The organism is Bacillus sp. FDAARGOS_527 (assembly GCF_003812125.1).
GTDB lineage: Bacteria > Bacillota > Bacilli > Bacillales > Bacillaceae_G > Bacillus_A > Bacillus_A paranthracis.
The window spans coordinates 219,463-234,283 of sequence record NZ_CP033795.1 but is presented as its reverse complement, the minus strand read 5'-3'; the positions used below and the strand labels follow the sequence as shown (position 1 = coordinate 234,283).

The 14,821-nt window shown below is 34.2% G+C and carries 7 protein-coding genes and 1 pseudogene; 2 read left to right on the top strand and 6 right to left on the bottom strand.

The window, feature by feature from the left end:
• Nucleotides 1–21: 21 nt before the first annotated feature.
• Entirely contained in the window at nucleotides 22–1,053 is a 1,032-nt protein-coding gene (locus tag EGX95_RS03465) for a hypothetical protein (RefSeq protein WP_000792078.1), read from the bottom strand.
• 9 nt (nucleotides 1,054–1,062) lie between these two features.
• Nucleotides 1,063–2,520, bottom strand: a complete 1,458-nt coding sequence (locus tag EGX95_RS03460; RefSeq protein ID WP_000898512.1) for an MBOAT family O-acyltransferase — start codon at nucleotides 2,518–2,520, stop codon at nucleotides 1,063–1,065.
• A 224-nt stretch (nucleotides 2,521–2,744) separates the two neighbouring features.
• Between EGX95_RS03460 and EGX95_RS03455 the strand changes: the two genes are divergently transcribed.
• Together EGX95_RS03455 and patB1 are read left to right on the top strand one after the other, a co-directional pair.
• On the top strand, nucleotides 2,745–4,160 hold the full coding sequence (locus tag EGX95_RS03455; RefSeq protein ID WP_000232137.1) for an MBOAT family O-acyltransferase: 1,416 nt from the start codon (nucleotides 2,745–2,747) through the stop codon (nucleotides 4,158–4,160).
• Between the two features lie 24 nt (nucleotides 4,161–4,184).
• A complete protein-coding gene (patB1, locus tag EGX95_RS03450; RefSeq protein WP_000713397.1) occupies nucleotides 4,185–5,375 on the top strand; it encodes a secondary cell wall polysaccharide O-acetyltransferase PatB1 in 1,191 nt (396 codons plus the stop codon).
• A gap of 95 nt (nucleotides 5,376–5,470) precedes the next feature.
• Here the strand turns inward: patB1 and EGX95_RS03445 are convergent, their stop codons facing one another.
• From EGX95_RS03445 to EGX95_RS03430, 4 genes and pseudogenes are all read right to left on the bottom strand, one after another.
• Entirely contained in the window at nucleotides 5,471–8,050 is a 2,580-nt protein-coding gene (locus EGX95_RS03445) for an S-layer homology domain-containing protein (RefSeq protein ID WP_001140723.1), read from the bottom strand.
• A gap of 2,153 nt (nucleotides 8,051–10,203) precedes the next feature.
• Nucleotides 10,204–11,233: pseudogene (locus tag EGX95_RS31100) on the bottom strand (S-layer homology domain-containing protein); the annotation flags it as partial.
• Between the two features lie 678 nt (nucleotides 11,234–11,911).
• Nucleotides 11,912–13,015 (bottom strand): polysaccharide pyruvyl transferase CsaB, encoded by a 1,104-nt coding sequence (gene csaB, locus EGX95_RS03435; protein ID WP_001241616.1) that lies wholly within the window; start codon nucleotides 13,013–13,015, stop codon nucleotides 11,912–11,914.
• 141 nt (nucleotides 13,016–13,156) lie between these two features.
• Nucleotides 13,157–14,677, bottom strand: coding sequence for a putative polysaccharide biosynthesis protein (locus tag EGX95_RS03430; protein WP_001060185.1), 1,521 nt, complete (start codon nucleotides 14,675–14,677; stop codon nucleotides 13,157–13,159).
• Nucleotides 14,678–14,821: the final 144 nt, after the last annotated feature.

Sequence of the window (14,821 nt, the reverse complement as noted above, 5' to 3'; positions counted from 1 at the left end):
TTGAAACAAAACTATTTCTTTCTATTGAAACGATGCATGAATCTGCTCCAGCACCTCATCAATATTATCCTTCGTAATAACAATACCGAAATCTTTCGGCACATTACGATCTTCTTCATTTACAACTTTATGTGCAATTATCTTTCCGACTTCTGGTCTGAAATGATGTCCATCCATATAGTTATCTAAGTTCTTTGTTACTGAATTTAAATACATGAAATGATGTACTTCTCCAAATACATCGACAGTATCATGGAGCCACCTTTTATAATCTTCCCAACGCCCTGATTGAATCATCGCACGGAACAATGGCTCTGAAACAGGAGTTGTAAAAATATAAAACTTTGTATTCGGATTATGAGATTTTACAGTTCCTAATATTTCCTTCATATTTTGATACTCATAATTCCCGCCATAAATCTCTCTACTAAATTTATCTACTTGCGCGGCAATTTGTGTGTCACGCTCTTCTTTCGTATACTCACGCATCGATTTTATGTTATCGCGATTATATACATCAATAGTCTTATTGTGATGAATAGAGTTTTGAATTGTATTTCGGGAATATGTAATCCCATCCATACTCACATACGATTTAATTGGATATAGTAAGCTTTGTGCCTCATTAATATATACTTCTGGCTTTTCAAAACCGATTTCTCTATTTTTGTTCGTTCCAAGGAAATCTAAACCAATCACAATAGAAGATAATTCACTACCTTTTCTCTCTTTTGCATATTCAATGTACGCATCGTACTCACGCGGATCTGTACTACTTACCGCATAATTAAATGCGTTTAATCCAGTAAAATCATTCTCATTGATAAACGTTGTTCTACTACTTCCAAGTATAACGCCATCATAAGTAAACGGACGATATGTTATATAATTCGTTTTTTGTTGTCTCTCATTAAACCCAAACTGAACATTATTCCACTTATTTTTATGAGAGAATAACCAAAGTGAATCTGCATAGCCATTAAATATTCCAACACCTGCAAGTGGAACAAAAACACATACAAAAACGAAAATAAGCCACTGTTTGTTTTTCATATTCTCCACCTAGAAATTAAAGTATAAAAACTCACTAATACTCGTTAAATGCAATACACTATACACAAGTAATATTGCAGTAAATAACGCCGTCCATACTGTCGGACGGAATGAGTCTTTTAACTGAATTGAATTTTTCAAGAAGAAACTAATACATAATGCTCCGAAAATATACGCTACTATTTCCGTATTTAATAATGAAACATGGTATGCTTCAGTAAATGAAACACCGTACCCTTTTAAAAATTGTAGCTTCTCAATAATAAATACCGGGAATACGCTATTGGCTAGTTCGAATCCATTAAATCCAAACATTCCTTTTAACACTTTCACCGCATCATGCATCGATGTTGCTCTAAAGAATACCCACGTTATATTAATGAAGAAAAACGTCACGAGCCATCCCACCCAGGCCGGCATGCGCCCTCCTGCTTTGTTCCACAAACGATGAACGACAGAAGCTAATCCGTGCAGAAATCCCCAGAAAATAAATGTCCAACCAGCCCCATGCCAAAGTCCACTTATTAAGAAGACAATCATAATATTGACGTATGTACGCGTAATACCTTTTCGATTTCCTCCAAGAGAAATATACACATATTTCGTTAAAAACTGGCTTAATGTCATATGCCAACGATGCCAAAAGTCTTGTATACTCACCGCTTTATAAGGTGAGTTAAAGTTTTGAGGCAATTTAATGTTGAACATTAACGCAATTCCAATTGCCATATCGCTATATCCACTGAAATCAAAGTATAACTGAAATGTAAACGCTAATGATGAAAGCCAAGCTTCAACAAAGGTTAGCGACTGCTGTACATCAAACCCTTCCCGTACGACAGGAGATAAAACGTCTGCAATCCCTACTTTCTTGAAAATACCGATGGCAAATACAAAAATACCGAGAACGATATAATTTGATTGCCAACGCTTTTTACTACGATCCGCAAATTGCGGCATAATTTGCGCATGGTGTACAATTGGTCCGGCAATAAGTTGCGGGAAAAATGTTACAAACAGAGCGTAATCAAGAAAATGACATGCCTCCGTTTCCCCGCGATATGTATCTACTAAAAACGCAATCTTTTGGAATGTATAGAAACTAATCGCAAGCGGTAACGTTAATGATAATAATGTAAAATGAGTTCCAAATAACGAATTTACATTTTGCAAAAAGAAATCATAGTACTTGAAATAACTAAGCATTCCTATATTAAATAGTAAGCCTACTGTTAAAAGAAGTTTACTCTTATGCTTCACGAGCCTCATTCCGATAAAGTAGTTCACAATGAGCGATATTAACATAAGCGGCAAATACTTTATGTTCCAATAACTATAGAAAAATAAAGATGCTGCCACAAGCCAAGCTTTTGCTAAAGTAGTTTGTCCAAATTTATTTAATAAAAAATATAAAAGAAATGCTATCGGTAAAAATAAAAAAATAAACTCAAACGAGTTAAATAACACACCATCTCTTCCCTTCTAAACAAATCACACCTTATTCATCTTATCTTATCCAGATAGTGGGTGTCAAAAGGATTCCATACCGCTTTTCTTCTATTATATAGAATAATTATTTTAATCGAATTATTAACATGCTAAAATATTAAAGGCACTATTATAAAAAAGAATATATAATAGATATGTCGTTTTTTTTACGAAATGTATTTCGAAAAAGTGAGGAGAGTCCTTTGGTATTTAGTAGTTCGATTTTCTTGTTTATCTTTTTACCTCTCGTATTATTTCTCTATTTTATAGTGCGTGCCGAGCTACGTAATTTCGTATTACTTGCATTTAGTTTAATTTTCTATGCATGGGGCGAACCACGTTTCGTTCTTTTAATGCTCTTTTCCATCGTATTAAACTACTGCTTCGGCCTACTCGTGCATCATTATGATAAACGAAAAAATATGAAAGTCACATTTTTAATTATGGCTGTAGTCGGAAATATACTATTACTTTCTTATTTTAAGTATATTTCATTTTTCACAGACATTTTAAACAACGCATTGCACTTATCTATTCATGTGGAACCTATTCCACTACCAATTGGTATTTCATTTTATACATTCCAAGCGATGTCCTATGTCATCGATATATACCGTAAAGATGGGGATGTTCAAAAAAATCCACTTAACTTAGCGCTATATATCTCTATTTTCCCTCAGCTTATTGCCGGACCAATTGTTCGTTACAATATTGTCGCTGAGCAAATTAAAACGCGCATCCATTCTTTTGAACGATTCACAGAAGGTATTCAAATTTTCGTTCTCGGACTAGCAAAAAAGATATTAATCGCTAACCAAGTTGGATTTGTCGCTGATAAAATCTTTGCCTTACCACCATCTGAAATGAGTGTTGGAACGGCATGGATTGGTATTATCGCCTATACCCTGCAAATTTATTTCGATTTCTCAGGATACTCTGATATGGCAATCGGACTTGGAAAAATGTTCGGATTTGATTTCCCGAAAAACTTCAACTATCCGTACATCTCTAAATCTATTTCAGAGTTTTGGAGAAGATGGCATATTACACTCGGCTCTTGGTTCCGCGATTACATATATATCCCGCTCGGCGGAAACCGCGTTTCAAAACTGGCGAATTATCGTAACCTTTTCATCGTATGGGGGTTAACTGGTTTATGGCACGGGGCGAGCTGGACATTTATCGCCTGGGGCTTATATTACGGCTTTATTATTTCAATTGAAAAAGCTGGATTCGAAAAAATATTAAACAAACTATGGAAGCCTCTGCAACATGCATACGTATTACTAATCGTTATGATCGGTTGGGTCTTCTTCCGAGCTGACAACTTCGCTTACTCTTTCCAATATTTAAAAGCGATGTTCGGCATAGGTGGCCAATCTTTCATCGATGACAATACGATGTTATACGTACATGAATACATTATCGTATTTCTCATTGCCTTTATCGCAGCGACACCAATTTTAAAACGAATGAAAAACATACTAGAACTTGCGCCAAAAACGTATATGTTCACAATGCAATTTGTACGTCCTATATTATTACTAACATTATTTATGATTTCGGTTATGTACTTGATTAACTCAACATATAATCCATTTATTTATTTCAGGTTTTAACTGATGTAGGAAGGAAACGTTATTATGAAAAAATTTGGGAACCTCATCCTGTTTATCGGTTTTCTCACCATTATCTTTTCATTTGGCATATTATCGTTACTCAAAACAGACCGAGACATTTCACCAGTTGAAAATCGGCCGCTCGCTCAAAAACCAGCACTTACGAAAGAAGCTCTCCTAACTGGTAGCTTCTTTAAAGATGTCGAAACATACACAAATGATCAACTAATCGGACGAGATGAGCTTATTAAAAACTATACAATTGCTCAAATTAATATGGGCAAATCTCTCATTAACGACATTATTTTAACTGATGATAAATGGCTCCTGAAAAACCCGGCGTGGACAAAAAAATATAATGAAATTGACCAATCCATGCCTGCTATAAACGATTTGTCGCAGTTTTTAAAAGAACAAAACGTTGAGTTTTACTTTGCTTTACCACCGTCAAAAACGAATGCATTATCATTTAAATTACCTTCTCATATTCACACATATGCACAGGAAAATTTAAATTACTTTCTAAAGAAGCTTCCAGCAGACGTAAAGCCAATAAAACTGATGGAACACTTTAAACAGAACTATACAAACGAAGAAATACAAGACATGTATTTCAAAACAGACCATCATTGGAATATGGACGGTGCCTTCTTAGGCTACCAATATATAATGAACACAATCGGGCAACAATCTTCTATATATAAAGGAAAAGAAATAAAAAAAGAAGATTATATTCGTACATGTGCGCAAAACAAACATTTAGTTGGAAGCTTCAACAACCAACTATACCAACTCATAGATGCAAATGGTGAAAAATTGTGCTACTACACACCGAAAGACGGTTTCAACTTCACAAGCGTAACCGCAAAAGATGTGCAAGGTACTATTCACCAAAACTTAGATGAAATATACGGCGTAGAAAAACAAAAAGATACAACATCATACGCAGGTTATTACACAGATGACTATCCAGAAATCGTCATCGAAAATAACAATGCACAAAATGAAGTACGCGCCCTAGTCCTAAAAGACTCATTCGCAAACGCAATCGTGCCACACTTAGCACAAAGTTTCAAACACACATCTATCCTCGACCTGCGTCACTATCACGAAAAAGATGTATATCAATACATTCAAGACAACAACATTAACATGGTATTGTTCGTGTATAGTGATTCGAATTTGAGTGGGGATATGTTTAAGTTTAAGAAATAGAAAGAAGGCTCTTGTAAATTTACAAGAGCCTTCTTTCTATTAAAAAATCAGCGGGGATGAATCCCCACTGATTTTTTACTTTATCTATAATCGACTTATAGATTTGGATTGTTAAGAACGTTCACTTGTACTGCTTGTGAACCAATTTCACTTGTTACAACATTCTTATCGCCTAATACTTTGAATACTAATGTACCTTTGTCAGTGTACTTAGTAGTTAAAGCATCATAAATATCTGCTTTAAAGTTGTTGAATACTGAATCACTTGATGCTGTTACTGTTACATCGCCAAGTTTTTGGTCAAAGATGTCATAATGAGCATTACCATTTGTATCAAGGTAAAGAGTTCCTTTATCTTTGCCAGACTTCACAACACGTACTTTATGTTGTGTTTCTTTTGTTAAGTTAATACCTTTTACGATATCATCAAGGTTACTCTTCTCAAGTTCTAATACAGTACCGATGTTAATTTTCTTCTCAACGAAGTTTTCTGTTTGAACTGGTTTGAAGTCTACAGATTTAATAGCGATTTTCTCTTGAACGATTTCTAATGTCGCTTTACCAGCAGTTGCACCATTTTTCGTTAAGTGGATATCAACTTTACCTGGTTTTAAACCTTTAACAACAACTTTATTTCCAACAATCTTAGCTTCAGCTACTGCTGGATTTTTAGACTCAACTTCATAACCTTCTAAGTTTTCAGGATCAGAATATACGCGATCTGAAGTGTACTTAGATAATTGATACTCAACTGTGTTAGCCACATTTAAGTCAAGTTTTGAATCAGGTGATTCACCGTATTGACCTACTTTAGATACAAGTTCGAAGTTTTTGAATGCAACGTTACCTTCTGTTACGTTCACATATAATGAACCTAAAGTTTCACCGTTAGCATTTTGGAAGTGAATTGTACCTTCGCCTACTTCATTACCTGTAACACCAATTGTTTTTGTACCGATTGAGCCAGCATCAGTTGTTGTTACATCTAATTTTTTCACTACACCAGTTTTTGGAAGAACCTCTTTAATTGCAGCTGTGTTAGCACCAAATGGATCGCCATATTGGTCAGTTGTTACAAATGTAACAGGTAACTCTTTATTTTGAACAACTTGTAATTTATCTGGATTAGCTTTTACTGATTTTAACGTACGAGAACCAGTCGTTACTTTGAATTTAACGTCTTTTGTAACGTCGCCTACTTTAATAGTAAGTGTAGCTTCACCAGCAGCTTCAGCTGTAATGTAGTTGTTTACTACAGAGATAATACCGCTGTTTGAAGATTTAATGCTAATTGAGTTTGGATCAACTACTTTATCTTCTCCAGCGATTGTAGCAACTACGTTATGGATTTGTGCTTTTTCACCAACCACTAACGTTTGGCTGTTTAGTTTGAAGTCTTTTCCAGTCAATGTATTACCGTATACTACACCGTTTTTATCTGCATCTACCGCAAATACAGTACTCTTAATTGCAGAAGCTGGTGTATCAAGGTTTTTCACTGAAATAATACCAGTGTTAGAAACAGTTAAACCACCGCGTTTTGTAACTTGAACCTCTACTTTGTAATCACCGTGAGAAAGGCCAACACCAAGTTTACCTGTAGAAGAAGTTGACTTTCCACCCTCAAAAATGTTTGCTGGTGAACCGTCTAAGTTATTTGCTACAAATTTGACGTCATGGTTTGCTAAGTTTAAGTACTCAACATCAGCGTTACCTTTTTCGTCGTTTAATTTGAAGACAATTGCTTGACCAGCACGATCATCATCAAATGTAAGTTTTTCTACAGCTAATTTTTTCACTTCGTATACGAATTTCGCTACGAATGATTGATTTTTAACTTTAATGCTTAAGTCTTTATTAGGAGCTACTTTGCCACCAAGTGTTACTACAGCAGAAGTACCATCAGCACTTGCTTCAATCGCAACAGCTTTATCTCCTTCAAGAGTTACATCATCAGCAGAAAGTTTATCTAAACCAGTACCTGTTAATGTTAATTTCGCTGGTTCAGAAATTTTCACATCTGTTACATATGCTTGTGCATTATCTTTTTTACCATACTTTTTATCTGTTAATGCGATAAATTGAGCTGCTTCTGCACGAGTTACAGTTTTATTTGGCTCCCATTTCGTACCAGTACCTACAGAGATTCCAAGATTAATTAGGATGTTTGCTTTTTCTTCACCCCAATGTTTTCTTAAATCATCAAATGTTGTAACTAACTCGCCATTAACTTTATCTTTTAAGTTATAAGCACTTACTAACATAGAAGCAAATGAAGCACGGTCAATCTTTCCTTCTGGATAGAAGTTTTCTTTGCCGTCACCTTTAACGATACCAGCTTTTTCAACTGCTGCGATATATTTAGCAGCCCATGTATTTTTAGCATCTTTGAAAGAAGGTTGAGCATTTTCATCAACTGGTAAATTTAAAATTTTAGTGAAGATTACAGCTGCAGAAGCACGATCGATTGATTCGGTTGGACCATATGTACCGTCTGGCTTACCTACAATTGCACCTTTATCTACTAAGTAGTTAATAGATTCTTCTGCCCAATGTCCAGCTGGAACGTCTGGGAATGATTTACCTGCTGCTGCTACTGGAGATACAACACCTGCTACCATTGCTGCTGTCATTGTACCTGCGATTACTTTTTTGTAAGAGTTAGTCTTTGCCATTTTATATATTTCCTCCTTCAGGAATATGCTACTAGTTTCACATCATATTAAATTTGAAAACTAGCTAGTTAGAAAAGCCATAAAACAATAAAAACATAAACAAAAACACTATAATGAAAAGTAGTTCACATAAAAAATGATACAAACCGTCAGATGTAAATATAAGGTTTAAATACCATTTTCTGAAACAAGTTCATCATACTATACAAAACCATTCGTTATCAAGAACTTTCTCAAAAGAAGATTCGACACATTCTGATAATTCAGTCTTCTGATCGTACTATTAGGATATTGATAATACTTAAATATAGAAATGAATAAACTGTTTTCCTATAAACCACTCTCAATGCGCTTCGTATATTTTTCATATCGAATACACAATTGGAATTATAGCACATATTTCCACTTCATCACCTAAATATTTTTTACAATAAATACAATTTTCAGACTATATTCGACTGAAACTATTTCATTTCGACATTTTTTTCTTCTTTTCGAATGTTTTTTTAACAGAAAAAGGTGTTAATTTACAAAAATTTTACATATCAATGAGGTATTCTTCTATTTTTGAAAGCGCTTTTGATTTGTTTCTCAATAAAATGAACTACTAATCTGCAAAATATGATTTATTTTTTAGAAATCGTTTTATATAAAAATTAATCACAAAAAAAGAGCCCACATAATGTGGACTCTTTCTATTGAAATAAATTTCAATTAGCGAGTTACTGTTACTGGTTTGAAAGCAACAAGTTTGTTATTTTCTGTGTCAACTGTATTTAAAGTTGCATTATCTTTAAGTTCTTTAGCTTTAAGAGTTAATGTACCAGTTGCAAAGTTAACATTCTCTGTAGTTTCTAACTTAAGTACTACTTCTTTAGAAGCAGTTTCTTTTGCTGCTTTAGCAGAGTCTGCCGCTACCGTAAATGGCACACCATTTAAGTCAAACACAAGATCAGTTGCATCAACTTTTACAGCTTCAGAGAATGTAAGAGTTACTTCTTTCTTCTCTACATTTGAAACTTTAGCTGATTTGAATTCAGGAGCTTTTGTATCTTTAACTTCTAGTAATAGGTTCGCTGTACCCATTTTTACTCCATCTTTGTTTGCAACATTAGCTACTGTAAATTTAACTGTTTCTGATTTTTCGAAAGTAAATGTAGATGGTAATTCAATAATTGCATTTGTACCGTCTAATACAATTAAAGTGCCTTCTGGTAATTTAGCACCAGCTAATGTGTAATTATTTACATTAGAAGCTGATTCAGCAACCTGACCACCTTTTACTTCTTTCTCAAAGTTTACTGTAATTTTATTTGTAGCTTTATCATAAGCTACAGCTTTTACTACTGGAGCTACTTTATCTGTTTCTTTTTCAGCTTCTTTTTCTACAACTTTTACTTCTTTAGTAAATGCTACAGACTCGTTACCAGCTGCATCTTTTACAAGACCTTTTGCAGCAGCTACTTTGTAGTTGCCTTTTTCTGGGAATGTTAATGTGATACCCTTTTTATTATCTTTAGCTGGTGCAACAGTCACATCAGCAGTTACATCTTTACTTGTATCTAAGTTAATCACACGAAGTTTTCCGTTTTGTGCAGTTACTTCTTTGTCAAAAGTGAATGTTGCTGCTTTATCTTGATCAGCTACAACTTTTACGAAGTTAGGAGCTACAACGTCTTTTGAAACTTTTACTGCTTTAGATACTTTAGAACCTACGTTGTTAGCTAAATCTTTGTAGCCAACAAATTCAACTGTAAGATCTGCAGCAGTTTCTTTATCTTTAAGAGCACCTGTTACTTCAATAACTGCCTTTGTTTTGTCTTGAGTATCACGAGCAATTGCAGATTTTAATTCTTCTTTACCTTTTTTAACTACAACTGTTCCTTGACCGTTCTCAGCAAGTTCTTCTGAGAAAGTAACTTCTAATGTTGCTTTTCCTTCAGCAGTAATTTCTTTAACTTTTACATCTTTAACTTCTGGAGCTGTAGTATCTTTTTCTACTTTATAAGTAGCTTTACCTTCGTACATTTCCATAGCGTTATTAGATAAATCTGTAGCACCAGTTACGATGATTGAGAATTCTTTACCACTTTCAAGATTTAGAGCATTAGTAGAAGTGAAAGTATTGTTTTCAACTTTACCCTCAACTTTTTGACCATTAACTACAACCGTTGCACCTTTTGTTGCATCTAATTTCTCGCTGAACACAACTTTAAGTTTTCCGTCTGGAGTAGATACTGTAGATACAGTTGGAGCTACTTCATCGTTAAAGAAGATAACTTCTAATGCTTTTGGAATTTCTTTTCCATCAGTAGCTTTTAAGCCTTCAACAGTTAGAACATAAGCTTCTTTATTTTTAAGTTTCGCATCTCCATCTAATGTTAAGATTACAGATTTTTTATCTTCACCAATTTTTGCAGTAACTGCTGTTGCATTAGTTCCTTGAGAAAGAGTGAATTTTGCGTTCTTCACATCTTCTTCTTTCACTGTAGCGCCAAGTTTAACTTCGATTTCTTTAGCATTGATTGCTTTAATAGACTCAACTTTAGCTTCTTCTTTTTGTCCGAACTGCTTGTCAGTTTTAGCAATAAATTGAGCTGCTTCTGCTTTAGTTACAGATTTATTTGGCTCCCATTTGTCGCCAGTACCAACAGAGATTCCTAATTTAACTAGGATGTTAGCTTTATCTTTACCCCAGCTATCTTTTAAATCATCGAATTTAGTCTCTAGAGGACCGTCTACTTTAGTATCTAATTTGTAAGCTTCTACAAGAAGAGATGCCATAGAAACGCGGTCGATTTTTCCGTCTGGATCGAATGTGCCGTCGCCTTTACCTTGAACAACGCCAGCTTTTTCAACTGCTGCGATGATTGCAGAAGCCCAGTGATTTTGAGAATCAGCGTAAGATGGTTTAGCACCTTTTTCGATTGGTAAGTTTAAAATTTTAGCCATCATTGTAGCTGCTTCTGCACGAGTGATTTCACGATCAGGAGCGAATGTACCATCGTCGTTACCTGCGATAGCGCCTTTTTCTACTAGGTAGTAAACTGATTCTTTAGACCAGTGACCATCTACGTCTGGGAATGTTTTACCTGCTGCTGCTACTGGAGATACAACACCTGCTACCATTGCTGCTGTCATTGTACCTGCGATTACTTTTTTGTAAGAGTTAGTCTTTGCCATTTTATATATTTCCTCCTTAGGAATGTAATACTAGTTACATAATGTTTTAAATAGATATTCTATTTATTTTTGAAACTAGTAGATATAAATGTGGTTAAAATATTTCTTGTACAGAATAATAGAATATCCCGTATTAAAGATATCATAAAGAAATCATACACTCTTTTCATCTAATTTAAAACCTTAAATTCGACAAAAAAGTGAATTTTCACAATTCGAAACGATCGTTTTTTCGACTTTTGTTTTAAAGAATCCAGATTTCAAAATCTGAATATCTTAAATGAATAGAAAAACGCGTCTGAATTACATTTATAACAATCTTCTTATAACCATTTACAACTATAACAGAAAAACGTTTCCAATTTCAATATTTAACTATAAAGATATTACGATATTAATCGACAACTTATTTTTCTATGATTCGACATTTTTATTACCATCAGATTTCCCAAAATTACCATACCTATTTTTTTATCATTTACTAAATAAAACGTTAAATACAAACATTCAATATATATTAATGTTAGGATTTTTAAACGTACATCTTATCTCTCAAACTTCTTTCTTTATGAGCATACATTTACAATCACTTACGTAATTCGACATTTTTCTACAAATTCATTTTTTTCTTTCGACATTTTCTTTTTCAAAAAATAAAAAAGAGGATGTCCTCTTAAATTAAGATCCCATTCCTCTTTTTTTGAACTCTTTTGAATTCAAGTCACTTATGATGTATCGAGACGCTGTTGAAATTTGCTCTCGTAATTCTTCTACTCTTTGTTCCAATGTTTCTTGTACATATTCTTTTTGTTCTAATTGCTTCGTTGCGACATTATACAAAGTTTCAGACGTCCAATCACCATCTACGTTTCCGATAATCGGCTGATTTACTTGTTGTAAAAATGAATCGATCTTTGGATCATATGAAATACCGACCATAGGAATATTAGCAACCGCAGATAGTATGAGTGCATGCAGTCTCATACCGATTAGAAGCGAACATTCCGACAAAATTGAAATTTTCTCATGAATATCGAGCTTATACGGAAGCATATGAGCTTCTTCTCCCATTAAATTAATAATATCGCGTGATGCATTTTGATCAAATGGTCCATGCATTGGTACGAATAAAATATGGTATCCATCACGCTTAAATTTTTTCAGCGTATCTGCTAGCTTCTTCATATAATCTTCTTTCGCGTCCCAATACCTCACACTAACTGCAATTACTTTCCCTTGAATCGCATGTTTTTGCAACCACTCCGACTTCATTCCTTCTGGTTGACATGCCAATACCGGATCTGGAACTAGTTCGATATCCTTCTTAATACCAATTTCTTTTAAATACAAAAATGAATCTTCATCACGAACTGATATATATTCCGCTTTTGATACTTGCCATTTCACTAATAAACGATTTTGTCTTTTCGTAATTGGACCAATTCCTTGCGCATAAATATAATACGGCTTCTTCAAAAAACGAGCAATTCGCATAATACCCGTATAGTACAAAATACTTTTAATACTCGTTTTATCTTGAAGGAGGCTTCCTCCTCCGCTAATTAAGCCATTACTTCTCTTTATTTCCTTATAAATTGCTCTTATATCCCAGCGATTTACTGCCTCTACACCGTACATTTTTCTTGTATAGTCGGGGTCATTCGAAAGTACAACAAGCTCAAGAGTAGGATCCTCTTCATGTAGCGCTTGAATAATTGATTGCAAAATTGCTTCGTCCCCAACATTATAAAAACCATAATATCCTGATAAAACTAACCGCACTCTTAATCTCCTCCAACATTTCGCAATCAACTTTTTGTCATTCAACAAATCGCTATCAACTCTTTAATAAGAAAAGTTGGATAACTTTAAATTGATTTCTTTCACAAACATACAAATAGCCATACTCATTTATGGACTCATTTACTTACGTAAAAATGGGATTTGCTTTTTGGATATCCAGTTCAACTTTAATGCGCATATGCCATATATGAACAAGGCCACACAAAACGCTACACCGCTATATATTATTGCAATAAGTCTAGAATCTACCACATTTATGAAAGTAGATGTGAAATATAATCCTATACCTACTATACTAGATACCCCAATTACAGCAAAAAATCTCCCCATGTGAATTGAATAAGCCAATTCTTTTCGAATGTATATATAGTTTACGATACAAATCATGATATATATGATAAGTGTACTATAAGCCGCACCAGTTATGCCAAATTGACTTACAAGTACTATATTTAATATGACTTTTACAAAACTCGCTCCAACAACTATCCACGCCGCTTGCTTAGAACGGTTAATTCCTTGCAAAATTCCTATTGATAATACCATAAGTGATGTGAAATACGAACTACCAATTAAAATAGCTAACATTCCGCTCCCTTTCGCATCTGTAAACAATCCAACATTTAACGGGACTGCAAGTGCCATGAGCCAGATTGTTATCGGCGTTGTTAAAACATGGGCAAGCTCATTTGTTCGTTCAATTGTTTGTTTTGCTAACGCTACATCCTTCTTTGTTAATGCAGCCGTTAACAACGGGATTAACGGAAATACCATCGCACTTGCAAACACGACAATTAATTGTGTAAACGCAAATCCACGACTATATATACCAAATTGTTCTTGAATCGTTGTAGTGGATTCATGCAACATATGTGGAATCGTTACAGAATCAACTAAATTTAACACCGGCATCGATAATGCTCCAACTGCAATTGGAATCGAGACCTGAAGTATCTTTTTTGCATTATCTTTAAAATCTTGTAGTGAATATGTATTACTTTTATAACGATATATACTTTTTACATACTTCATTCTCAAATAGATAAGTGACGTAATTACTCCAAGGCAAGAACCAATCATTGCGCCGCCTGTTACAACATCACTCTCTTTATTCCAATATACAAATAAAAATGCAATTGCTAACATAAAGAAAACACGAATGAACTGCTCAATTACTTGTGACACCCCGGTAGGAATCATATCTCCAAAACCTTGGAAATATCCTCGATATACCGCCATATATGGTGCGATTAATAACGCAAACGAAGTTACGATTAATGGAAGTCTTGTATCTTGTCCACCAAGCATATTTGCAAACATACTTGATCCAATCATAATAACTGAAAATCCAAGCACTCCAAATATTACTCCAATAATAGATGCTGAAGTAAATAGTTTGGCAATTCCGTTCTCGTCATTCTTCTCATGAAGTTCAGCGATTAATTTTGATATAGCTAGCGGTACTCCCGCTACTGATAAAGTTAAAGCTATCATATACACAGGAAAAACAAGGCGAAAAATCCCCAGTACTTCATCTCCTGCTATATTTTGTAATGGGATTTGAAAAAAACTTCCCAACACTTTCGATAGAAACGTTGTAATCGTTAAAATCGCAGCGCCTTTCACAAACTTATTATTCATCTTCTAGCTCTTTTCTTTCAATATATAATTTCCATACATATTACAACATAAAACGAGATAGCTATATTCTTCTCTTTTTTGAAAAATTTCACTTTATCTCATTTAGCTATCATACCAAATTTCTTATACATTGAATACTCTCTT

Bases quoted from the DNA above. Each gene is read 5' to 3' on its own strand.
- EGX95_RS03430 (WP_001060185.1), bottom strand. From the start codon at position 14,677: ATGAATAATAAGTTTGTGAAAGGCGCTGCGATTTTAACGATTACAACG.
- patB1 (WP_000713397.1), top strand. From the start codon at position 4,185: ATGAAAAAATTTGGGAACCTCATCCTGTTTATCGGTTTTCTCACCATT.
- EGX95_RS03465 (WP_000792078.1), bottom strand. From the start codon at position 1,053: ATGAAAAACAAACAGTGGCTTATTTTCGTTTTTGTATGTGTTTTTGTT.
- EGX95_RS03445 (WP_001140723.1), bottom strand. From the start codon at position 8,050: ATGGCAAAGACTAACTCTTACAAAAAAGTAATCGCAGGTACAATGACA.